This is a genomic window from Pontibacillus sp. HMF3514 (assembly GCF_009858175.1).
GTDB lineage: Bacteria > Bacillota > Bacilli > Bacillales > BH030062 > Pontibacillus.
In genome coordinates this window covers 3224514-3246504 of record NZ_CP047393.1, presented here as the reverse complement: position 1 = coordinate 3246504, position 21991 = coordinate 3224514, and the positions used below count along the sequence as shown (strand labels likewise).

The window sequence follows — 21991 nt, the reverse complement described above, 5'->3', positions numbered from 1 at the left end:
CCCACCCACCTCGAATCCCCCACCACAAAAACCACCTTGTACTTTACGTTAACGTAAATGGTATACTTAAAAATATCAGAAAAATCAGATAAAAAGAGGTGCGGGCATGCAAGAGACGTTCACCATATCTGAATTAGCCAAATACTTTGATGTAACAACACGTACGATTCGGTACTATGAAGAGCTTGGTTTACTTACCCCTGAACGTACTAAGAGCGGGCAGCGGGTGTTTACAAAAAAAGAAAAAACACGCCTGATCCTTATCTTTCGAGGGAAGAAGTATGGGTTTCAGCTAGAGGAAATTAAAGAGATGGTCGAGTTGTTCGATCAGGATCCTTCGGGAAAGAGACAGCTTGAGAAGACGATTGAGTATGGTGAGGAGAAGGTAGAGGAGGTGTCGAAGCGGATAAGGGAGTTGACAGAGATGCGAGATGAAATGCAGTGCCTGATTGGAGAGTTTCAACAAAAATTAAACCAGTTGAAAGGGGAAAAGGTATGAACATTTCTGAACTGTTAGCGAGACAATCGAGAAAGTATCCGAACAAAGAGGCGATTGTTTCTGGTGGAGAGCGAATTACTTATAGCGAATGGAACCGTAACGTAAATAAACTGGCTCATGCTCTTTCAAAAAGAGGGATAGGAAATGGAGATAAAATAGTTCTCCATATGCCAAACGTAACAGAGTTTCTCTATACTTATTTTGCTGTGCATCGATTGGAAGCGATTATTGTTCCGATCAATGCTAAATTTGTACAAGAAGAAATCGAGTATATTCTTGACCACAGTGATGCTAAAGCTTTTCTCACACATGAACTCCTTTTCGATAATGTTTCTTCTATCCAAGATCCGAACCTCATTCAAATCAAAACGGGGGCGGCACAAGATGGGTGGCTCGCTTTTGATGATGTATTGGCTTCAGGTGATGAAGCAGAAATCGTATCCACAACGCATGAGGATGATGAGGCATCGATGCTTTATACATCTGGAACAACAGGACGACCAAAAGGGGTTCTCTTTACGAACCGCAATCTATTAACCATTTCTTCTATGATATCGATAGAGCTCACGATTAACACCGACAGTCGTCTATTGCATATCATGCCGCTCAGTCATTCAGCACCTCTGCACCTATTTTTAGTTTCTGGCACATACGTAGGAGCAACGCATGTTTTAGCACCAACGTTCACTCCAGATTTAATGCTAGATCTCATTTCATCAGAGAAAATCACACATTTCTTCGGTGCACCGGTAGCTTATATGGTGACAGCGAAGCATCCTAAAATCCAGGAGTATGATCTCAGCTCTGTTGAATACTGGTTATACGGTGGAGCACCACTTGGTACAAAAGAGGTTCAATACGTCAAACAGCAGTTTAAAACAGATCGCTTAATGTGCTTATACGGATCAACGGAAGCTGGGCCAAACGGAACGCTACTTAGACCTGAGGAACATGATGCTAAAGCAGGTAGTGTAGGCCAGCGTGCAGCGCTTCATTGTGAAATCAATCTAGTTGATGAAAATGGTGATCCGGTTAAGCAAGGAGATATAGGTGAAATCATCCTACGTGGTGAGGGAACCATGAAGGGCTATTACAAAAATAAAGAGAAAACGAATGAAACGATCAAAGACGGATGGCTCTATACAGGTGACATGGGGGTTCAAGATGAGGACGGATACTTTTGGGTGATTGATCGTAAGAAAGACATTATCATTTCAGGTGGCGTTAACGTGTTCCCGAAAGAGATAGAAGAAACGTTGACGGCTCATCCAGCTATTGCTGAAGCGGCTGTCATTGGAGTGCCACATCCAGAGTGGGGTGAAACGGTAAAAGCATTTGTTGTATTAGAGGATGAGGTAGAAGATCTTGAGGAAGATTGTAAGCGTTTTCTGAAAGATAAACTGGCGAGCTATAAAATCCCTCGTATTTATACAAAACTGGATGCACTACCGCGAAATGCGTCTGGTAAGTTATTAAAACAGCAACTGCGAGAACTTCAAGAAGCGTAAGGAGGAACACGATGAACTTTTTCAAAGAGGATCCAAATCTATCTTTTATTTTGAAGCAGTATTTAGATGAAGATTTTTATAAATGGGCTGAAAAAGAGTTGGAGGAATACGGTGAAGTATGTGCCAATGAAGTTGATGAGCGTGCAGTTCATACAGATCGAGAAGGGCAGCCCAAGCTGATTAAGTACGACAAAATGGGGAATGACATTTCGCATGTTTGGCTGAATGAGGGATATAAAGAGACTGTTAAAGATACGTACGGGCGTGGGATCGTCGGCTATGTGCACAAGGAGATTCCGGAGCTTGGTCGAAAAGGGAGCTACATGTACTCGTATGCTCAAGGATATCTTTTGTCGCAATCTGAGCCAGGCTTTTATTGTCCGGTTACCTTAACGATGGCTACAGCGTACTTGCTAGATCACTATGGCAGTAAGGAACTTAAAGATAAATATTTACCTCATGTTCTATCCACTGGTGAGGTTGAGTTATATGAAGGAGCAACCTTTTTAACAGAACGGCAAGGTGGTTCTGATGTCGGAGCGAATGAAACAACAGCTATCCAGCACGGGGATTATTATCGTTTGTATGGAGAAAAGTATTTTGCAAGTAATGCTGGGGCTTGTGGAGTTGCAACTGTCTTGGCTCGTAGGGAAGATGCGCCTGAAGGTACGAAAGGGCTTAGCTTATTTCTTGTTCCGTGGCGAAATAAAGATGATAGCTTAAATGGCATTCAGATTCGTAGGTTAAAAGATAAGCTGGGTGTTCGTGCGGTTCCATCTGCTGAGGTTGTGTTTGATGGAGCTGAGGCTTATATGATCGGCGAACCTGAGCAAGGAATCTATTATATGATGGAAGCACTCAACCTTTCACGTGTCTGTAATGCAATTGCATCGATTGGCATTATGCAACGTGGCTATCTTGAAGCAAGGAACTATGCATATGAGCGACAAGCTTTTGGTAATACGTTAAAAGATTATCCGATGGTGCGAGACACGTTGGTTCGTCTGCGGGCAAAACAAGAAGTAGAGACAAGTGCCGTCTTTTCCCTCATTTCTCTGTTTGATCGTGTCATGACTGACCGAGAGGCAACCAGTGTCCGTGAGATTGCTTTAAATCGTTTACTCATAGCGCTTTTGAAAAAAGAAACTGCTGAGCAGGCGATCCATTTTTCTCATGAGTCCATTGAGATGCATGGAGGGAATGGTTTTATAGAAGACTTTGTCACTCCTCGTTTGTTACGGGATGCCCAAGTTCTCACAGTGTGGGAAGGTACAGCAAACATCCTTGGGCTTGAAGTATTACGTCTCATGCATAAATACCAGGTTCATGAAATATTCATTAATGAGATGAAGCAAGAATTAGATGCCCTCCCTGTTGAGTTAGCAGATGAAGCTGCTTTTGTTAAAGGGAAAGTTGGTGAACTACAAGAGCTCACCAATCGTGTTGTGGTTATGGATGAAGGATCACAAACGTATTATAGTAAAACGTTAGCTGATCGTATGACGGCCATTTATGAGAGTGTTATTTCTTTAAAAGATGCGGTCGTTGGAGGTGAACGTAAAAAGGCTATTGCTGAGGTCTTTTTACAGCTTACATGGAAACGAGATGAGTTAGATTTTGATCAGCTTTCTCTGAAACACTTTGATCGGATTGTTGAGCAAAAAGAACAAGTGAATGTTTAAATGAAATAGAGGAAACACCCTGCCAATTGAGTGAGAATGGCAGGGTGTTTTTCTTTATTTATACCAAAAAATAATATATGAATTTTCCAAACCTTATGTTAACCTTTATTTATGTTAACTTAACATTTAATAGGTTAACGATAACTTGGGTTTAGGAGGAGAAAAAATGAAATCAAGAAAGATGACACCACTTGATATTACTATGGGAAGTTTATTTGTGGCTTTGATGGCGATTGGGGCAAATATCGTAGCATGGGTGCCTTTTATGGTAGTAGGAGGCGTGCCGATTACGTTGCAAACGTTCTTTGCCGTTTTAGCAGGTCTTGTGTTGGGAAGTCGTTTGGGTGCAATGTCCATGACGGTTTATATGTTAGTTGGACTAGCTGGTGCACCAATTTTTGCTAGGTTTGGCGGTGGTTTTGGATCATTACTTAGTCCTACATTTGGATTTATATTATCTTTTATTCTTGTAGCATATGTAGTTGGTAAACTTACTGAAAACAATCGTACACTACCACGTTATGTGATTGCTGGACTTATTGGTATGACGATCAATTATGTTTTCGGTACAAATTGGATGTATGCAGCTTACGTACTATGGTATGGAGCTCCAGAAGGATTCTCTTATTCTATGGCATGGGCATGGATGATGGCACCACTACCGAAAGATCTAATTCTATCTGCATTAGCCGGAGTATTCGCATTTCGTCTTGAGCGTAGCGTGCTATCTCGCAGTCAGCTCCGTAGACAACAAAACGAAGCGGCATAAGGAGGGAATATTATGGTTGTGAATTGGGGTCAACTTGCTGATCAAGTGTTAGAAGGTAATGAACTGACAGATGATGAAGCTTTAGCGATTCTAGATAGTAAGGATGATGAACTTCTAGATTTACTCCATAGTGCATACAAGATCCGGAAACATTACTATGGAAACAAAGTGAAGCTCAATATGATCGTGAACACGAAGTCAGGCTTTTGTCCTGAAAACTGTGGGTATTGCGCTCAATCGATTGTTTCGGATGCTCCAATTGAAAAATATCGCATGATGAAAAAAGACGACATCGTAAAAGGTGCTGAACAAGCTCATCGATTGAAATCAGGAACATATTGCATTGTAGCGAGTGGGCGTGGACCTACTACACGAGAGCTAAACGAAGTTACCGCTGCTGTTAAAGAGATTAAACAGAATTACGACATGAAGATTTGTGCTTGCTTAGGACTTTTGAACCCAGAACAGGCAGAGTCTCTTAAAGAAGCTGGCGTTGATCGTTACAACCACAATATAAACACATCCGAAAATCATCATGAGCAGATTACAACGTCTCATACATACGAGGATCGTGTTGGTACTGTAGATACAGTAAAAGATGTCGGTATTTCACCTTGTTCAGGAGTCATTGTAGGAATGAAGGAAACGAAGCAAGACGTAGTGCAAATGGCAAGATCACTAAAAGCACTCGATGCTGATTCCATTCCGGTGAACTTTTTGCACGCAATAGACGGTACTCCGTTAGAGGGTACTGATGAACTGACTCCAACTTACTGCTTAAAAGTGCTGTGCCTCTTCCGTTTTATAAATCCGAGTAAGGAAATTCGGGTATCAGGCGGAAGAGAAGTGAACTTACGTAGTTTACAACCATTTAGTTTATATCCAGCTAATTCGATCTTTGTTGGAGACTACTTAACAACAGAAGGGCAAGAGGGGAACAAAGACCACCAGATGATTTTAGATGCTGGTTTCGAAATTGATTATGTTACAAAAGAAGAAGAAATTCCTATTGGGTAAAGTCGAGGTGTGCCTGGAACGTGTGATGCGTTTCAGGCTTTTTTTGATTGCATTCGGGCGATTCCTGATCTGATTCAGGCGATTGTAAGTGAAATACAGGCGTTGTTAATCAAGGTTTGGGCGATTGTTCAGGATATTCGGGCTATCGAAGTTCATATTCAGGCGATCATGTACGAAATGCAGGCGATAGCCCCGCCAGTGCTGCGATGGAGCTCAAATTTGTCTCGAATAGATACAGATTTGTATAAGCAATTTGGGGAATAGATAAGAGTAAGGATTTGTTGTTGACCGCTTTTCTTTATTTTGTTATCGTATTAGCAGACTAAAGGATTTAGAGTGATATACGCATATATTTTTATAGAGAGGGGATCATCGTTTTGGCTAATCGTCTTATGTTCGAAAAACCACTAGGAATGAGGGATACACTCCCGTTTTTTTATAATCAGAAGCGCAATGCAAGAGAGGCACTATCCAATGCTATTGAGTCTTGGGGATACCAATTTTTAGATACACCGATGCTGGAATACTTAGAAACCGTGGGGGAAGCGAGTGCAATTGATGAAACGCAATTATTTAAGCTGCTTGATCAGCAAGGGCATACGCTTGTCCTCAGGCCTGATATGACAGCACCGATTGCGCGTGTTGCAGCATCTCAACTTAAAGAGCAAGGATTTCCGGTTCGTCTAGCTTATGATGGGCCTGTTTTCCGTGCGCAGCAAATTGAAGGTGGGAAGCCGGCGCAGTTTGAACAAGTAGGTGTGGAATACATCGGAGAGAATTCCATCTATGCTGATGCTGAGGTGATCGCTCTTCAAGTTCAAACATTAAAAGAAGCTGGATTGGATCATTTTCAACTTACAGTAGGTCACATTGGATATGTGAAAGGCCTACTTAAAGAGATCTTTGGTGATGACCAGAAAACGTCTGAGCTTTTCCTGCGCTTTTTATATAGAAAGAATTACGTTGGATTTCGTAAGGCACTACAAGAAACAAACATCTCAAAAGAGGATCAAGAACGCTTAAAACAACTATTATCTCTTAGAGGAGAAGAAGATGTTCTTTCAACAGCTAAGGACATTACGAAAAATGGTGCATGCCATGAGGCGATTCATGAGCTGCAGCAACTACATGAACTTTTAGAAAGCTACGGTGTGACGGAGTATGTTTCATACGACTTGAATCTGATCAGTCATATGAGCTACTATTCTGGAATTTTATTTGAGGGATATGCTCCTGAATTAGGTTCTTTACTATGCAATGGAGGGCGCTATGATCAACTTCTGCCTTCATTCCAAACAGAAGCTTCAGCGACAGGGTTTGCTGTACGTTTGGATCGTTTAGTTGAAGCCGTTAATCATCAAAATGCAGAAAACAATCGTACGCTAATTCTTTTTGATGATCACTCCTTTCAAAAAGCACTTAAAGAAGCGCAGGACTTAAGAGGAGAGGGGAGTCGAGTTGTTCTTCAGCATCGAAATAATATTGAAGAAAAAGCTCTCCAAAACGAAGAATTCACTCAATTAATTGATTTGTCGGAAGGAGGAGCTGGCTATGAATGATTGGTTAACCATCGCCATGCCTAAAGGTCGTATTTTTGATGAAGCGGCTCAACTATTGAAGAAAATCGGATATGACTTTACGGATGTTGAAGAGTCTCGAAAGTTAATTTTAGAATTTCCGGAATATAAAATGCGCTTGATGCTTGCTAAACCAATGGACGTTGTGACATATGTTGAATATGGTGCTGCAGATTGCGGTATTGCAGGGAAAGATGTTTTATTGGAGCAAGATCGAGATGTATATGAAGTATTGGATTTAGAAATTAGCCCATGTTATTTAGCGGTAGCAGGACTACCAGACAAACCTCTTAGCAAAATCGCACCTAAAATTGCGACGAAATACCCGAGAGTTGCATCCGAGTATTTCAGAGAGCAGGGTGAGCAAATCGAGATCATTCCTCTAAACGGATCGATTGAACTAGCTCCTCTCATTGGGTTAACGGACCGCATTGTCGATATCGTTTCTTCAGGCCGTACGTTACGCGAAAACGGGCTTGTGGAGTATGAAAAGATTGCCGATATTACGTCAAGATTTATCGTGAACCCAGTTAGCTATCGAATTAAAAGCCAGGTGATTGACCCGATTATTACGGATTTAAGTCAAGAAATCTAAGGGGGAGACGTCATGAAAATTGTTAATCCAAGTGAGATTGAGACGTTAAAGCGAGGAGTCGACGGTGGTACAGAGGAACAACGTAAAGTCGTTCAGTCTATTATTGAAGACATAAAAAATGAAAAAGACGAAGCGCTCCTCCGATATACCAAAAAGTTTGATGGAGCAGAGCTTGAAACGTTACAAGTCACACAAGATGAGATTGATTCTGCTTTAGCGGAAATGGAGGATGAGGACCTGCAGATTTTACGTGAGGCAGCTTCTAATATTCGTTCCTTCCACGAAAAGCAAGTGCGTCAGTCTTGGTTTGAAACGAAGCCTGATGGGACGATGCTTGGACAAAAAGTAACCCCTCTCGATGCTGTAGGGGTATATGTACCAGGAGGAACGGCAGCTTACCCTTCTTCTGTATTTATGAATTTGATGCCTGCAGTCGTAGCAGGTGTGGAGCGTATTGCGATGGTAACCCCTCCTTCTGAAGCGGGAACGGTACCAGCAGGAGTGCTTGCGGCTGCTCACATTGCTGGCGTTCGAGAGATTTATAAAGTAGGAGGCGCACAAGCCATAGCAGGTCTTGCATATGGAACAGAAACTATTGCTTCCGTTGATAAAATTGTAGGTCCAGGTAATATTTTTGTCGCACTAGCTAAACGTGAAGTATTTGGTGATGTGGACATCGATATGATCGCTGGTCCAAGTGAAATCGTTGTATTAGCTGATGAGACTGCGAGAGCGAATGAAGTAGCGGCTGATTTATTATCTCAGGCTGAACACGATGAACGTTCTGCAAGTGTACTGGTCACAACATCTGCGGAGCTTGCTGAAAAAGTGGCTAATGAAGTGAACGCTCAACTTGCTGACCTTCCGCGTCATGCTATTGCCCGTGTCAGTATTGATAATGAGGGTGGAATCGTACTCTGTCAAAATATCCAGGAAGCCTTGGATGCGGTTAATACGATGGCTCCCGAGCACTTAGAAGTTATGACGAAAGAGCCGATGGCATTGCTAGGAAGCATCAAGCATGCTGGAGCGATCTTTCTAGGACGATACAGTTCAGAACCGGTAGGCGATTATTTTGCCGGGCCTAATCACGTTCTTCCAACAAGTGGTACAGCTCGATTCTCTAGCCCGTTAAATGTAGATGATTTTGTGAAGAAATCAAGCGTTATTTATTATAGTGAACAAGCGTACAACCGAGATGCAGATAAGATTGCGCGTTTCGCTCGCCTTGAAGGTTTAGAAGCACACGCCCGCGCGATTGAATTCAGAAAGGATCGTGATAAGTCATGACAGAGGAACGTCGAAGCCATATTGACCGTACAACAGGAGAAACAAGTATTTCTTTAGATCTTCTTTTAGATGGCAGTGGAGCTGGATCTGTTGATACACAGGTCCCATTCATGACGCACATGCTCGAGCTTTTTAAAAAGCACGGGTTTTTCGACCTTTCTGTAAAAGGAACGGGTGACGTTGAAGTTGATGATCATCACCTAACTGAGGATATCGGGATCTGTCTAGGTCAAGCGTTGCGTCAGGCTCTTGGTGAAAAAGAAGGAATTAAACGTTATGGTTCCTTTTCGCTTCCGATGGATGAAACGCTTGTGACGGTGGCTGTTGACCTTAGTGATCGACCGCACCTTGAGTGGAAAGTGGATCTTCCTGCTGAAAAAGTGGGAACGTTTGATACCGAGAATGCCCATGAATTTTTCTGGAAGCTTGCCCTAGAAGCACGTATGAACCTACACATTGTGCTGCATCATGGAACGAATACACACCACATCATTGAAGCGATATTTAAAGCTACAGCACGAGCACTGGATGAGGCGACGCAAATTGACCCACGTATCCAGGGCATCATGTCAACGAAAGGAAGTTTATAAATGATTGGAATCATCGATTATGGGATGGGGAATCTCTATAGTGTTTCCAAGGCACTTGAACGTCTTGATGTTTCTTATACAATCTCGGATAAGTGGGATGAGCTTGACGCTTGTGACGGTCTCTTGCTACCAGGTGTAGGTGCTTTTCCTGATGCCATGAGTGCATTAAATGAATCAGGAATGGCAGACTTTTTGAAACGAAAAGTAGAGGAAGGAGTGCCTTTACTCGGCATATGTCTAGGAATGCAGCTATTATTTGAAGAAAGCGAGGAAGTTACACCTACTAAAGGCCTTGGCTTTCTTCCAGGAAAAGTTGTTCGATTCAAAGGTGTGGATGAAAACGGCACACGCTATAAAATTCCGCACATGGGCTGGAACGATTTAAACCATAAACGTCCTGATTCCATACTGCTTCGCGATGTTGAAGAGGATTACGTCTATTTCGTCCATTCGTTTTATGTGGACACGAACGAAGATGTGGTTGTAGCGAGTGCTAGCTATGAAACTGATGTACCGGCAATAGTGGGGAAAGGTCATGTACTCGGAGTTCAATTCCACCCAGAGAAAAGTAGTACAGCAGGCATGGCGATTTTGAAAAATTATTGTCAGTACGTTTATGAATCTAATAAAAAAGGAGTTATCGAATGAGCCAATTTATTGTGTATCCAGCTATAGATTTAAAAGATGGAAAATGTGTACGCCTTCAACAAGGTGATTTTAATCGCGAGACGGTCTATGGAGATTCTCCTTATGAAGTTGCTCAAGATTTCGTTGAGCAAGGTGCGGATTGGATTCATATCGTTGACCTAGATGGAGCTCGTGATGGGAAACGCGTAAATGCGAATCACATCTTAAATATCGCCAATGACTTACCGATTCAGGTTCAAATGGGCGGTGGCATCCGAAAAGAAGAGGATGTGACATTCTATTTACAGCAAGGCGTGAATCGAGTTGTCATCGGTAGTCTTGCCGTTTCAAACCCAGAGCTAACGAAGCGACTTATCACTACTTATGGGGATAAGATTGCGATTGGACTTGATGCTCGTGATGGTTATGTTGCAACGAACGGATGGATGAACAATTCGGACAAATCCGTGTCAGAAGTCGGTAAGTATTTTGCGGATTGCGGTGTTGAACACTTTATCTTCACGGACATTTCAAAAGACGGCATGATGAGCGGACCTAACGTTGAGGCCATTTTGCAATTAGCAGATGAAAGTGGTAAAAAGGTTATTGCCTCTGGTGGCGTCCGCAACGTTGAGGATTTGAAAACATTAAAAGGCTATTCAGATCGAAACATTGCTGGTGCGATCGTTGGGAAAGCCCTTTATACAAAAGAGATTACTTTAAAGGATGCCATTAATGAGGTGAATCAGCCATGATCACCAAACGCATTATTCCTTGCCTTGATGTAAAGGATGGCCGCGTCGTTAAGGGCATACAATTCGTACAAATTCGTGATGCAGGGGATCCTGTAGAACTTGCTACGGTTTATGACGAACAAGGCGCAGATGAACTTGTATTTTTAGATATATCTGCCACTCATGAAGGACGTAAGACAATGATTGAGGTTGTTAGAGAAGTTGCCGGTACACTAGCGATTCCGTTCACAGTTGGTGGCGGTATTGGTTCACTCGATGATATGCGTGCGATTTTGCGAGCTGGAGCTGATAAAGTCTCTCTAAACTCAGCAGCTGTTCGGAATCCTGAGCTTGTTGAAGAAGGAGCACGTTACTTTGGGTCTCAATGCATGGTTGTTGCGATTGATGCCAAGTTTGATGAAGAGTTGAACTCATGGCGTGTTTTCACTCACGGAGGACGAAAAGGAACCGAGTGGGAAGTTGGCAAATGGGCGCAGCATGTTGAATCCTTAGGAGCTGGAGAATTGCTTTTAACAAGCATGGATCGTGACGGTGAAAAAAGTGGCTTCGATATTAACCTGCTTCAATATGTCCAAGAGAAAGTCAATATTCCAGTCATTGCTTCAGGTGGAGCAGGAAACGCTCAGCATTTTGTTGATGTTTTTCAAAAAGCAGAAGTGGATGCGGCTCTTGCAGCGTCCATTTTTCACTATAAAGAAACATCTGTAGATCGTGTGAAGGACGAGTTATCAGAGAGTGGGGTGCACGTACGATGAAGATTGAAGATGTTCAGTTTGATGAGAAGGGATTAGTCCCAGCTATAATTCAGGATGCACAAAGTAAAGAAGTGCTAACCTTGGCTTACATGAATAAAGAAGCATTAACAAGTACGCTTGAAAAAGGAGAAACAGTCCTTTATAGCAGATCACGTCAGGAGATTTGGCATAAAGGTGCAACCTCTGGCAATACACAAAAGGTGCATTCCATACGTTATGACTGTGATCAAGATGCCGTTTTAGTACAGGTGGTTCCGAATGGCCCTGCGTGTCATAAAGGGGATTACAGCTGTTTTTCTGAAGTCGTTCAAGGAAAAGAAGATGCGCCAAAAGAAAATCGTTATGCTTTCTTAGATGAACTTCAATCGGTTTTAGCAGAACGCAAAGCGACGCTTCCTGAAGGCTCTTATACATCATCTCTTTTCCAGGGCGGCGTTGATCGAATTGGGAAAAAGATCGGTGAAGAGGCAAGTGAAGTCATTATTGCTGCCAAAAACAATGATAACGAAGAGCTAAAATGGGAAACAGCAGACTTGTTTTTCCATATCCTTCTTATGTTAACACAGCAAGGCTTACCGTTTGATGATGTTCTATCAGCACTCGAATCTCGTCATAAGAAAAGCGAAAGCGACCGTTAAGCAACGAACGGAGGGAGGAGAAGACCCTTCGTTGCTGGGCGCTGGAGCTAGACTTGGCTCGTTTTAATAAAAAGTTTTACAGAAGCCACAAATTCTATAATTTCCTGGTAGAGAACAAGAAAAAGTAATTTTAATGGATAAATACGGAATATGGTCTACATCCTCCCCTATCAAATATGATATAATTTTGAACAGACTGAGTTGGTTCGAAGAGGAGGACCTAGATGCATACTTCAACGAAAAACTCTGAGGAAGTATTACAAGCTAATATTATCCCTTTCAAGCCAGAAGGGGAATTTTATTTTTCTAAGGGTGTGCAGGCGTTCCGAAAGCGCGAGTTTGATAAGGCCTTACGATGGCTAAAACGAGCTTCGGAGTTATCGCCAAAGCAACCCTTATATAAATGTCAATTGTCCGTTGTTTATACGGAAACAGGAGAATACCACGCAGCAAACCAAGTATTAATGGATGTGCTCGCAGATTTTGGCCATGAGTATGTGGATTGTTTCTATTTAATCGCAAACAATTACGCACACCTTGGCCTGTTTCATGATGCCACAAAATATGCGAAGGAATATATCCAAAAGGCTCCTGAGGGAGATTTTAAAGAGGAAGCAGAACAGCTCATGTCCTTAATGGATATCGATGAAGAATCTGATTCTGATGAAGATGATGATATTGAAATTATGTTAGAAGAAGAGGATGAACTCATGCGATATCAGGAGTCTGCCTTTTATTATCTTGAGAGGCAAGACTGGAAAGAAGCGATGATTATTCTTGATGACATGATGCGTTTGTTTCCATCTCACATTACAGCTAAGCACGATTTTGCTTTGGCGTTATTTCATCATGGAGACCAGCAGGAAGCGATTGATTTAGAGGAAAAGTGGTTAGAACAAAACCCTGAATCTTTACACTCGCAATGTAACCTTGCTGTGTTTTATCATGGGAAAGGTGAACAAGAAAAAGCTGAAAAACACATTCAGCAACTGTTGAATGTATATCCCATTCATGAACAGCAAAAGCTTAAGGTAGCAGGTACCCTCTCTCAGATTGGGTATTATCAAGAAGCTTATAAGCGGTTTACTGGATTGAAGAAAAGTAAGCTGAAAGGGCATTTATCTTATTATAAATGGTATAGTATTTCTGCTTACAACATGGGTGAACCCTCAAAAGCCATTAGCTTATGGGAAGAAGGATGCTTAAGACATCCTAGTCTTTCTGAACAGGGTGGTCCTTGGGAATCCTCATGATACCCTCATGAGCATATCAATAGACTAAAAGACACGTTGTTTTATACCATGATTACATGAACACTAGGAAGCGGAGGCGACCGGTTAGGGGCGTATGAGCAGGACAGAGCCATAGTGCGATAAAGGAAACATTCGATGTTGACTTATCGTGCGGAGGTGAAGGATGCTCACTAGCCCCTGGGAGCCAGAGCTAGACTGTGCTTAATATCGTAATGGTGTTTTATTGATATGATAAATCATTTTTTAGAGAACTTGAAAAAGGGGTTGAAGGTCGTGACAGAAGAACGTATTTACGACGTAATTATCGCAGGCGCAGGTCCTGCGGGAATGACAGCAGCTGTTTACACCTCTCGTGCAAATCTAGATACTCTAATGCTAGAACGCGGAGTACCAGGTGGACAAATGGCGAATACAGAAGAAGTGGAAAACTATCCGGGGTATGACCATATTTTAGGTCCAGACCTTTCGAATAAAATGTTTGATCACGCTAAGAAATTCGGCGCTGAATATGCGTACGGAGATATCAAAGAAGTGATCGACGGAAAAGAATATAAAACCATTAAAGCTGGTAATAAAGAGTTTAAAACACGTGCTCTTATTATCGGAACAGGTGCACAGTATAAAGAGCTTGGTATCCCAGGTGAAAAAGAACTTGGTGGTCGCGGTGTATCTTACTGTGCTGTATGTGATGGTGCATTCTTTAAAAATAAAGAATTGGTTGTTGTTGGTGGGGGAGACTCTGCTGTTGAGGAGGGTGTTTATTTAACTCGTTTCGCAAGCAAAGTAACAATCGTTCACCGTCGTGAAGAGCTACGCGCTCAACAAATCCTACAACAACGCGCTTTCGACAATGAAAAGGTTGATTTCATCTGGAATACCGTTGCAACAAAAGTCAACGAGAAGGATGGAAAAGTCGGAAGTGTAACACTTTATAACAAGAAGACAGATGAAGAATACGACAAGCCAATTGATGGTGTCTTCATCTATATCGGTATGATTCCATTAAGTGAACCGTTTAAGTCTCTAGGTATCACAAATGAGAACGGCTATATTGAGACGAATGAAAAAATGGAAACGAAAGTTCCTGGTATTTTTGCAGCTGGTGACATTCGTGAAAAAGAACTTCGTCAGATTGTTACGGCAACAGGTGATGGAAGTATTGCAGCTCAATCTAGCCAACATTATATCGAAAATTTATTAGAAGAATTGGGCGAAGCGTAAGCTAGATGTAATGTCTAGCTTCGGCTCCTAGGGTCTATCGTATAAGCAAACTCTTTTCCAGTGGCTAAAGCCACTTACAAAGATTTTTCTTATCCGTACGACCCTAAGCAGTCACCTCTGCTTTTCCCGTTGTGAAGGGGGTTTTAGAGCGTGTGTAATCAACCGTAATTAAACGTAATTACATTTTAATTCTGCTGTAACACGCCTGAAACAATTATGGGATACAATATAATTAACTAATTGACCCCCTTTTAATAAATATTAGTTTATGGCACAGGCGATTTATCGCCTGTGCATTTTTTTTGGTTTTACGAACCCTACTAGAACAAACATCCGTTTTCTAAAAAAGGATTACATAGTATAATAAGGGGAGTAGTGCCTCTTCATTTAAATAGTTAAGCAGAGGAGCGACATCCAGCTCCAGCGCCCAACGACTATTGGACTTCCCAAACCTCCTTGCGTTAAGTCAACATCGAATCGCTTAGCTCTTCGTGTTTTCTTTAAATCATGCGGTTTAGTCCAGTCCATACGTCGTTACCCGGGCGCTTCCGCTTTTGTTATGAGGTGATTAAATTGCAACGTGTGACAAATTGTATTTTAGAAGATAAAGAAAAAGGTCAGGTGCTTATGCTTAAAAAGCCTAGAAGAGGGTGGTATGTAGCTCCTGGTGGTAAGATGGAGAGCGGAGAATATGTTAAGCAGTCTGCCTCTCGAGAGTTTTTTGAAGAAACGGGTCTTACCGTAAATAATCCTGAACTAAGAGGGGTTTTCACCTTCGTTATGAAGGAAGGTAAAGATGTCGTTCAAGAGTGGATGATGTTCACGTTTTACGCTGATCAATATTCTGGTGATCTACTAGAAGAAAGTCCAGAAGGAGAGCTTGAATGGGTTCCTTTTCATGAGGTATTGAAAAAGCCCATGGCAGAAGGCGACCGTAAATACTTCGAACATATACTCAAATCAGATGATCAGGTGTATGGAACGTTCATGTACACTACGGATTTTCAATTAATAGATGTTGTACTCGATCCAGCAAGTCCATCATAAAGGAGCGGTTGTATATGGCTAATCATCCACAAGATACCCAGCTTGTGATCATAACAGGAATGTCCGGTGCAGGGAAAACAGTAGCTGTTCAAAGTTTTGAAGACCTTGGGTTTTTCTGTGTCGATAATTTGCCACCAGCTTTACTACCAAAGTTTTTAGAGCTTATGAAAGATACGCAAAATAACATACAAAAAGTCGCTCTTGTTATGGACCTGAGAGGTCGAGAGTTTTTTGATACATTGTTTGAGGCTTTAGACCAACTTGGAAAAGAAGAATGGCTTACGGAGCATATCCTCTTTTTAGATGCTGAAAATCAATCTCTCGTATCTCGTTATAAAGAAACAAGAAGATCTCACCCTTTGGCTCCTGAAGGTTTACCTATGGAAGGGATTGAACAGGAACGGTCGATCCTTGATGAATTAAGAGGACGCGCGCAGCAAATTATAGATACAACAGATATGAAGCCACGCGAATTAAGAGAACGTATTTTAGAATCTTACGCAGAAAAAACGCAACAAGTCTTTTCTGTACAGGTCGTTTCGTTTGGCTTCAAATATGGTCTACCGATTGATGCGGATCTTGTTTTTGATGTGCGTTTCTTACCGAATCCGCATTATGTCGAACAAATGCGTCCATTAACCGGATTGACAACAGAGGTTTCATCCTATGTGTTTAAGTGGAGTGAAACCCAGAAGTTTATAGAAAAATTACTCGATTTACTCGGTTTAATGCTTCCTCAATATAAACGTGAGGGTAAAAGTCAGCTCGTCATCGCTATCGGATGTACAGGTGGTCAGCACAGATCTGTTGCCATAGCTGAACATATTGCGAAGCATTTCTCTACAGACTTTATCACCCATGTAACACATCGAGATATCGACAAAAGAAAGGGAAAATAGTCTATGTCAGATCAATCTTTACCACGCGTGGTCGTGATTGGTGGAGGGACAGGGATGCCCGTGTTATTACGGGGGTTAAAGTCTTTTCCGATTGATTTAACGTCCATTGTAACGGTTGCAGATGATGGAGGGAGTTCAGGGCGTCTTCGAGATGAACTCTCCATGCCTGCACCAGGAGATATACGAAATGTAATTGCAGCCTTGTCGGATGCGGAGCCAATGCTTTTAGACTTATTTCAACACCGTTTTGCAAACGGAAATGGATTATCTGGTCACTCTATGGGTAACTTATTGTTAGCAGCAATGACATCCGTTACAGGTGATTTCCTAAACGGCATTACGGAGATCTCTCGAGTGCTGAATGTGAAAGGGAAAATTTTACCTATTGCAAATCAAAATATGTTCCTGCATGCTGAGATGGATGATGGTACAATTGTGTCTGGTGAATCAAATATTCCGAAGTCTGGCAAGAAGATAAAACGTGTTTTCTTGAGCCCTGAACCCGTTCAACCTCTTCCAGAAGCTGTAGAGGCAGTGAAGCAGGCAGACCTCGTTATCGTTGCACCAGGTAGTTTATATACAAGCACCCTCCCGAACATGATCGTTTCACAAATTGGTGATGCGTTACGTGAAACGCAAGGAAAAGTTGTTTACGTTTGTAACGTCATGACCCAATATGGAGAAACGACGGGTTATACAGCAGCAGATCATATTCAAGCGATCTATGATCACATTGGCGAAGGTTGCTTACATTCTATAGTCGTGCACAATCAAGAAATTGATGAGACAATGCAGCAAAAGTATGCGGAGGAGAACGCAAGCCCCGTTATCTATGACACAGAACGCTTATTAGAATTAGGAATAGAGATCATTGAAGGCGATATTATTGACCCCGATCAAAGGTCACTACGCCATGATACGTATAAAGTAGCTCAATTACTCGTATCCTTATTACAATCTGAACAAAATAAAAAAGAATAATAAATATAAAGAAACACATGCCCCGTGTTTCCGAAGCAGGGGAGGTGAAAGGGTTGTCGTTTGCTTCAGAGACTAAGAAAGAATTAACGTCCATTGAGTTGGATCCATGTTGTGTGCAATCCGAATTAGCCGCATTAATTCGAATGAACGGATCACTTTCATTATCGAATCGTGCGTATATTTTAGATGTTCAAACAGAGAACGCAGCGATTGCACGTCGAATTTATACACTTATAAAAAAGTTATATGATTTTCCTGTTGAATTATTAGTTCGAAAAAAGATGCGTCTGAAGAAAAATAACGTCTATATTGTTCGAATGAAGGAGAAGGTACGTGAGCTCCTTACAGATCTTTATATTTTGGAAGAACCCTTCACACTCATTCGAACCATCTCAGACAAGTATTTGGAGAAAACATGCTGTCGCAGATCCTATTTACGTGGAGCATTTTTAGCTGGAGGCTCTGTAAACAACCCTGAAACATCTTCATATCACATGGAGATTTTCACGTTTTATGAAGAGCACAACACGTCACTATGCGACTTGATGAATCAATTCGATCTCCATGCACGTGCTATTGAACGTCGTAACGGATATATTTGTTATTTAAAAGAAGCGGAGAAAATCACAGAATTCCTTAATATCATTGGTGCTCACCAGGCGCTTCTTAAGTTTGAGGATGTTCGTATCATGCGTGATATGAGAAACTCGGTCAATCGACTTGTAAACTGTGAGACTGCTAACCTAAATAAAACAATTGGTGCAGCCTTCCGTCAGGTTGAGAATATTAAATTCATTCAGCAAACGGTTGGCCTTGAAGCATTGCCGGAAAAACTACGTGAAATTGCTACGCTTCGTGTTCAGCATCAAGACGTAACATTAAAAGAACTTGGTGAACTGATGACATCAAACATCAGTAAATCTGGCATCAATCATCGACTCCGTAAAATTGATGAATTTGCAGAAAAAGTACGAAAAGGTGAAGTTACTGCGAATGGATAACGAATCCGTTCCTTTTTACAATCTTTCGTGATATAATAGCCTTACATTTTTAGCGCTTCTTCATGCAGAAGCGTTTTTTTTACACAAATATGATAGCGCTTACCAATGAGAGGTATATATACAAAGAGAAAAAGATGATGGAGAGAGGAGAATTTAAATGGTAGAAAGGTCAGTAACCGTCTCACTCAGTACAGGTTTGCAAGCTAGGCCAGCCGCGCAATTCGTACAAGAAGCAAATCGATTCAACTCAGACATTTTTCTAGAAAAAGAAGGCAAGCGCGTGAACGCCAAAAGCATAATGGGTCTAATGAGCGTAGCCGTCGGTCCAGGTGAAGAGATCACCCTACAAGCAAAAGGATCAGACGAAGAGAATGCTCTTGAAGTACTTATTGAGTTTGTAACAAAAGAATAGTTTTTTATGGTATTAATGTGAAAATATGAACATTTGTGTTGGAAAGCTAGTCTCCTCATGGGGGCTAGCTTTTTTGAGTTGGTTTAGCCGTGGGAAAGCAACTCGTAGCCGAGAGAAATAAGCTCGTACTCGAGGGAAAGCAGCTCTTATCCGAGAGGAAGCAAGGCCCCCTGCTGCCTCATTATAGGTCCTCCCACACCCTCATGATAAGTAAGCCTAAAAAGTGATGCCAACTCCGCCTAGAGATTGAGGAGGTTATTTCAACCTTCATGTAGAATAGTATTTAGAAAATAAAGGAAATAAGGAGTTGGCATGATGGAATCCATTATTGAAGTAAACGGAATTCGAAAAGTTTACAAGAAGCGTAAAAGTAAAGAGTCGTTTGTTGCTGTGGATGGTATTTCGTTTCAGGTAGGTAAGGGGGAGATTATGGGATTACTCGGACCGAACGGAGCAGGGAAAACCACTACGATTAAATCGATCTGCGGACTTTTAGTTCCAAATGAGGGTTCAATTTCGATTCATGGTTACGATAGTGTAACTGAGCGAAACAAGGCGCTTCGACATATAAGTGCAGTCTTAGAAGGAAACCGCAACATCTACTGGCGTTTAACAGTAGTGGAGAACCTCGAGTATTTTGCAGGAAACCGTGGCATGAGCAAAAAAAAGATTACTCCATACATAGAAGAACTTCTAGACATGTTTCACCTGGAGGATAAGCGTAATGAACTTGTAAATAATCTTTCTCGAGGGATGCAACAAAAATTAGCTATATGCGTAGCCATGATGGCGGGTACTGACGTTATTTTGCTTGATGAGCCGACGCTAGGATTAGATGTCGAAACAGGATATGAAGTACGAGAAATCTTAAAGAAAATCGCTTATGAACAACAAAAGACAATTATTATTAGTACGCACGATATGGATGTTGTTCAAGATCTTTGCAACAGGACCGTTATTATTAACCAAGGACAAGTGATAGCGAATGAACAAGTCAGTAAGTTGCTAAGTTTATTTAAAACAAGTGCTTACAAAGTACACCTAAAAGAATCATTAACAGATGAGCAGCTGAAACACCTAGAGCACAAGTTTCCGATTCATGAGTGGGATGGCCATATCCTTAATGTAAATCTTGATCACGAAGAAGCGATCTATGATCTAATGGAAATTTTGAAAATGAATCGAACAGGGATCGAGACAATAAACCAAACAGAAGTGAACTTTGAGGAAGTCTTTATGAAACTAGTGAAGGAGGAAGCTGTATCATGATGACGTTTGCGAATGTCTTACGAGTCAATGTCAAAAAGGAGTATTTAGAGCTTAAGCGATATTTTGCCAATACATTAAGTATGGTACTCACGATTTATCTGATTTTTCTTGGGATGTTTTTCGGTATTCAAGTTGTGGGGGATCCTGCCAATGCTGCAACGAATACGCAATATGTAATTGTAAACTATGTATTTTGGTATCTAGGCTTGGCTACACTTCAATCATTAGGATACTCGATATCGCAAGAAGCACAAAGAGGGACACTTGAACAATTATATATGTCCCCAGTATCTGCTTGGAGAATATTATTGGCTCGTGTTTCTGGAATGGTTCTTAATCATATGATCATTATCGTATTTCTTCTTTTTAGTGCCATGCTTACCACAGGTCAGTGGTTAAATATTAATCCTGTAGCTGTAATCCCGATATTGCTTCTTACTGTTATTAGCATGATTGGGGTAAGCTTTATTGTAGCTGGTATCTCGGTCATTGTGAAACAGATCAATGCATTCTTACAAATCCTACAATTTGTGATTATGGCATTTGCTTTTATACCATTATCTGTAGCTCCTTATCTTGTATTTGCTCCTTTCGTAAAAGGAGTGGATATGACCCGTCACATTATGATACACGGGTACACATTAAGTGATTTTTCAGGAATAGATTATATTGCGTTAATTGGAAATGGTGTCGCTTATGTAGCTTTAGGGGTAGTGGTGTATCGTGCTTGTGAAAAATTTGCGATGAAAAAAGGACTTCTTGGTCATTATTAGGAATAAAAAAAGGCTGTCGGTAACTCGACAGCCTTTACTATTATTTTTAAATTACTATTCAGGCTTTTTCTCCATTACTTTATCGATCAAGCCATACTCAAGCGCTTCGTGAGCTTCCATGAAGTTGTCACGGTCTGTGTCGCGAGAGATCACATCAATAGATTGACCTGTACGCTCAGCAAGGATATTATTTAGCTTTTCACGCATGCGAAGGATACGCTTAGCATGAATATCGATGTCTGTTGCTTGACCTTGAGCTCCGCCTAGTGGTTGGTGAATCATTACTTCACTGTTTGGTAGAGCATAACGCTTACCTGGCTCACCAGCTGCAAGTAGGAATGAGCCCATAGAAGCTGCCATACCTGTGCAGATTGTAGATACATTTGGTTTGATGAACTGCATTGTATCGTAGATCGCCATACCAGCTGTGATAGAACCACCTGGAGAGTTGATGTATAGAGAAATATCTTTATCCGGATCCTCTGCAGCTAGGAATAGCATCTGCGCTACGATTGAGTTCGCAACGTTATCATCGATTGCACTTCCAAGCATAATAATACGGTCTTTTAACAAGCGTGAATAAATATCATAAGCACGCTCACCGCGGTTTGTTTGTTCAATAACTGTAGGTATTAAATTCATACTTTTCTCCTCCTTTAAATTCATCTTTTTCTGAATGAATTTTAAGTAACTACGTTTATCATACATGCAAGGTCAGAGAAGGTCAAACAAAAGGCATCTGACTTAAAACTATGTAAATGAATGACCTTCACTGCCTCTATAGTATATGCAGCGGGGACTGCGCATATTTTCAATTTTTCCCCGTTTCATGC

At 41.4% G+C, this 21991-nt stretch carries 23 protein-coding genes; 22 read left to right on the top strand and 1 reads right to left on the bottom strand.

Translation table 11 applies throughout. The features are described from left to right. The first annotated feature begins 106 nt into the window (after window positions 1-106). The 22 genes from GS400_RS16680 to GS400_RS16575 all read left to right on the top strand — a co-directional run bounded on the left by GS400_RS16680 (window position 107) and on the right by GS400_RS16575 (window position 21158). On the top strand, window positions 107-499 hold the full coding sequence (locus GS400_RS16680) for a MerR family transcriptional regulator (RefSeq protein WP_160103660.1): 393 nt from the start codon (window positions 107-109) through the stop codon (window positions 497-499). Continuing rightward, a complete protein-coding gene (locus tag GS400_RS16675) occupies window positions 496-2007 on the top strand; it encodes a class I adenylate-forming enzyme family protein (protein WP_160103658.1) in 1512 nt (503 codons plus the stop codon). The genes GS400_RS16680 and GS400_RS16675 overlap by 4 nt, the downstream gene beginning before the upstream one ends. An 11-nt stretch (window positions 2008-2018) precedes the next feature. Then, a complete protein-coding gene (locus tag GS400_RS16670) occupies window positions 2019-3689 on the top strand; it encodes an acyl-CoA dehydrogenase family protein (protein WP_160103656.1) in 1671 nt (556 codons plus the stop codon). A 166-nt stretch (window positions 3690-3855) separates the two neighbouring features. Further along, window positions 3856-4458 (top strand): biotin transporter BioY, encoded by a 603-nt coding sequence (locus GS400_RS16665; RefSeq protein WP_160103654.1) that lies wholly within the window; start codon window positions 3856-3858, stop codon window positions 4456-4458. 12 nt (window positions 4459-4470) lie between these two features. Continuing rightward, the gene (bioB, locus tag GS400_RS16660; RefSeq protein WP_201450118.1) at window positions 4471-5475 is read left to right on the top strand and encodes a biotin synthase BioB; all 1005 of its coding nucleotides are present in this window, start codon (window positions 4471-4473) and stop codon (window positions 5473-5475) included. A 377-nt stretch (window positions 5476-5852) separates the two neighbouring features. Beyond that, window positions 5853-7034, top strand: a complete 1182-nt coding sequence (locus GS400_RS16650) for an ATP phosphoribosyltransferase regulatory subunit (protein WP_160103651.1) — start codon at window positions 5853-5855, stop codon at window positions 7032-7034. Continuing rightward, a complete protein-coding gene (gene hisG / locus GS400_RS16645; protein ID WP_027445840.1) occupies window positions 7027-7647 on the top strand; it encodes an ATP phosphoribosyltransferase in 621 nt (206 codons plus the stop codon). Before GS400_RS16650 ends, hisG begins: the two co-directional genes overlap by 8 nt. Window positions 7648-7659: 12 nt before the next feature. Then, entirely contained in the window at window positions 7660-8937 is a 1278-nt protein-coding gene (gene hisD / locus GS400_RS16640) for a histidinol dehydrogenase (protein ID WP_160103649.1), read from the top strand. Next, window positions 8934-9527, top strand: coding sequence for an imidazoleglycerol-phosphate dehydratase HisB (hisB, locus tag GS400_RS20090; protein WP_201450117.1), 594 nt, complete (start codon window positions 8934-8936; stop codon window positions 9525-9527). Before hisD ends, hisB begins: the two co-directional genes overlap by 4 nt. After that, window positions 9528-10175 (top strand): imidazole glycerol phosphate synthase subunit HisH, encoded by a 648-nt coding sequence (gene hisH, locus GS400_RS20085; RefSeq protein WP_201450116.1) that lies wholly within the window; start codon window positions 9528-9530, stop codon window positions 10173-10175. It begins immediately after the preceding gene. After that, window positions 10172-10909 carry a 1-(5-phosphoribosyl)-5-[(5-phosphoribosylamino)methylideneamino]imidazole-4-carboxamide isomerase gene (gene hisA, locus GS400_RS16630; protein WP_160103647.1) on the top strand — a complete coding sequence of 246 codons (738 nt, stop codon included), beginning with the start codon at window positions 10172-10174 and terminating at the stop codon, window positions 10907-10909. Before hisH ends, hisA begins: the two co-directional genes overlap by 4 nt. Then, window positions 10906-11664, top strand: a complete 759-nt coding sequence (gene hisF, locus GS400_RS16625; RefSeq protein WP_160103645.1) for an imidazole glycerol phosphate synthase subunit HisF — start codon at window positions 10906-10908, stop codon at window positions 11662-11664. The genes hisA and hisF overlap by 4 nt, the downstream gene beginning before the upstream one ends. Beyond that, a complete protein-coding gene (hisIE, locus tag GS400_RS16620) occupies window positions 11661-12302 on the top strand; it encodes a bifunctional phosphoribosyl-AMP cyclohydrolase/phosphoribosyl-ATP diphosphatase HisIE (protein ID WP_160103643.1) in 642 nt (213 codons plus the stop codon). The genes hisF and hisIE overlap by 4 nt, the downstream gene beginning before the upstream one ends. A gap of 224 nt (window positions 12303-12526) precedes the next feature. Further along, window positions 12527-13555, top strand: a complete 1029-nt coding sequence (locus GS400_RS16615) for a tetratricopeptide repeat protein (protein ID WP_160103641.1) — start codon at window positions 12527-12529, stop codon at window positions 13553-13555. A 273-nt stretch (window positions 13556-13828) separates the two neighbouring features. Then, window positions 13829-14776, top strand: a complete 948-nt coding sequence (trxB, locus tag GS400_RS16610; protein ID WP_160103639.1) for a thioredoxin-disulfide reductase — start codon at window positions 13829-13831, stop codon at window positions 14774-14776. Window positions 14777-15349: 573 nt separating this feature from the next. After that, window positions 15350-15823 carry an 8-oxo-dGTP diphosphatase gene (locus GS400_RS16605; RefSeq protein WP_160103637.1) on the top strand — a complete coding sequence of 158 codons (474 nt, stop codon included), beginning with the start codon at window positions 15350-15352 and terminating at the stop codon, window positions 15821-15823. Between the two features lie 14 nt (window positions 15824-15837). Then, the gene (gene rapZ / locus GS400_RS16600) at window positions 15838-16722 is read left to right on the top strand and encodes an RNase adapter RapZ (RefSeq protein ID WP_160103635.1); all 885 of its coding nucleotides are present in this window, start codon (window positions 15838-15840) and stop codon (window positions 16720-16722) included. 3 nt (window positions 16723-16725) lie between these two features. Beyond that, window positions 16726-17703, top strand: coding sequence for a gluconeogenesis factor YvcK family protein (yvcK, locus tag GS400_RS16595; RefSeq protein WP_160103633.1), 978 nt, complete (start codon window positions 16726-16728; stop codon window positions 17701-17703). A 53-nt stretch (window positions 17704-17756) separates the two neighbouring features. Continuing rightward, entirely contained in the window at window positions 17757-18704 is a 948-nt protein-coding gene (gene whiA, locus GS400_RS16590) for a DNA-binding protein WhiA (RefSeq protein ID WP_160103631.1), read from the top strand. Between the two features lie 157 nt (window positions 18705-18861). Next, window positions 18862-19116: an HPr family phosphocarrier protein gene (locus GS400_RS16585; RefSeq protein WP_160103629.1), complete on the top strand. Its 255-nt coding sequence runs from the start codon at window positions 18862-18864 to the stop codon at window positions 19114-19116. A gap of 315 nt (window positions 19117-19431) precedes the next feature. Beyond that, window positions 19432-20385, top strand: a complete 954-nt coding sequence (locus GS400_RS16580; protein ID WP_160103627.1) for an ABC transporter ATP-binding protein — start codon at window positions 19432-19434, stop codon at window positions 20383-20385. Beyond that, window positions 20382-21158, top strand: coding sequence for an ABC transporter permease (locus GS400_RS16575; RefSeq protein ID WP_236561004.1), 777 nt, complete (start codon window positions 20382-20384; stop codon window positions 21156-21158). Before GS400_RS16580 ends, GS400_RS16575 begins: the two co-directional genes overlap by 4 nt. 54 nt (window positions 21159-21212) lie before the next feature. Here GS400_RS16575 and clpP read toward each other — a convergent pair whose 3' ends face one another. After that, window positions 21213-21824 carry an ATP-dependent Clp endopeptidase proteolytic subunit ClpP gene (gene clpP / locus GS400_RS16570; protein ID WP_081672930.1) on the bottom strand — a complete coding sequence of 204 codons (612 nt, stop codon included), beginning with the start codon at window positions 21822-21824 and terminating at the stop codon, window positions 21213-21215. Window positions 21825-21991 lie beyond the last annotated feature (167 nt).

Bases quoted from the DNA above. Each gene is read 5' to 3' on its own strand.
- GS400_RS16680 (WP_160103660.1), top strand. From the start codon at position 107: ATGCAAGAGACGTTCACCATATCTGAATTAGCCAAATACTTTGATGTA.
- GS400_RS16675 (WP_160103658.1), top strand. From the start codon at position 496: ATGAACATTTCTGAACTGTTAGCGAGACAATCGAGAAAGTATCCGAAC.
- GS400_RS16670 (WP_160103656.1), top strand. From the start codon at position 2,019: ATGAACTTTTTCAAAGAGGATCCAAATCTATCTTTTATTTTGAAGCAG.
- GS400_RS16665 (WP_160103654.1), top strand. From the start codon at position 3,856: ATGAAATCAAGAAAGATGACACCACTTGATATTACTATGGGAAGTTTA.
- bioB (WP_201450118.1), top strand. From the start codon at position 4,471: ATGGTTGTGAATTGGGGTCAACTTGCTGATCAAGTGTTAGAAGGTAAT.
- hisG (WP_027445840.1), top strand. From the start codon at position 7,027: ATGAATGATTGGTTAACCATCGCCATGCCTAAAGGTCGTATTTTTGAT.
- hisD (WP_160103649.1), top strand. From the start codon at position 7,660: ATGAAAATTGTTAATCCAAGTGAGATTGAGACGTTAAAGCGAGGAGTC.
- hisB (WP_201450117.1), top strand. From the start codon at position 8,934: ATGACAGAGGAACGTCGAAGCCATATTGACCGTACAACAGGAGAAACA.
- hisH (WP_201450116.1), top strand. From the start codon at position 9,528: ATGATTGGAATCATCGATTATGGGATGGGGAATCTCTATAGTGTTTCC.
- hisA (WP_160103647.1), top strand. From the start codon at position 10,172: ATGAGCCAATTTATTGTGTATCCAGCTATAGATTTAAAAGATGGAAAA.
- hisF (WP_160103645.1), top strand. From the start codon at position 10,906: ATGATCACCAAACGCATTATTCCTTGCCTTGATGTAAAGGATGGCCGC.
- hisIE (WP_160103643.1), top strand. From the start codon at position 11,661: ATGAAGATTGAAGATGTTCAGTTTGATGAGAAGGGATTAGTCCCAGCT.
- GS400_RS16615 (WP_160103641.1), top strand. From the start codon at position 12,527: ATGCATACTTCAACGAAAAACTCTGAGGAAGTATTACAAGCTAATATT.
- rapZ (WP_160103635.1), top strand. From the start codon at position 15,838: ATGGCTAATCATCCACAAGATACCCAGCTTGTGATCATAACAGGAATG.
- yvcK (WP_160103633.1), top strand. From the start codon at position 16,726: ATGTCAGATCAATCTTTACCACGCGTGGTCGTGATTGGTGGAGGGACA.
- GS400_RS16585 (WP_160103629.1), top strand. From the start codon at position 18,862: ATGGTAGAAAGGTCAGTAACCGTCTCACTCAGTACAGGTTTGCAAGCT.
- GS400_RS16580 (WP_160103627.1), top strand. From the start codon at position 19,432: ATGGAATCCATTATTGAAGTAAACGGAATTCGAAAAGTTTACAAGAAG.
- GS400_RS16575 (WP_236561004.1), top strand. From the start codon at position 20,382: ATGATGACGTTTGCGAATGTCTTACGAGTCAATGTCAAAAAGGAGTAT.
- clpP (WP_081672930.1), bottom strand. From the start codon at position 21,824: ATGAATTTAAAGGAGGAGAAAAGTATGAATTTAATACCTACAGTTATT.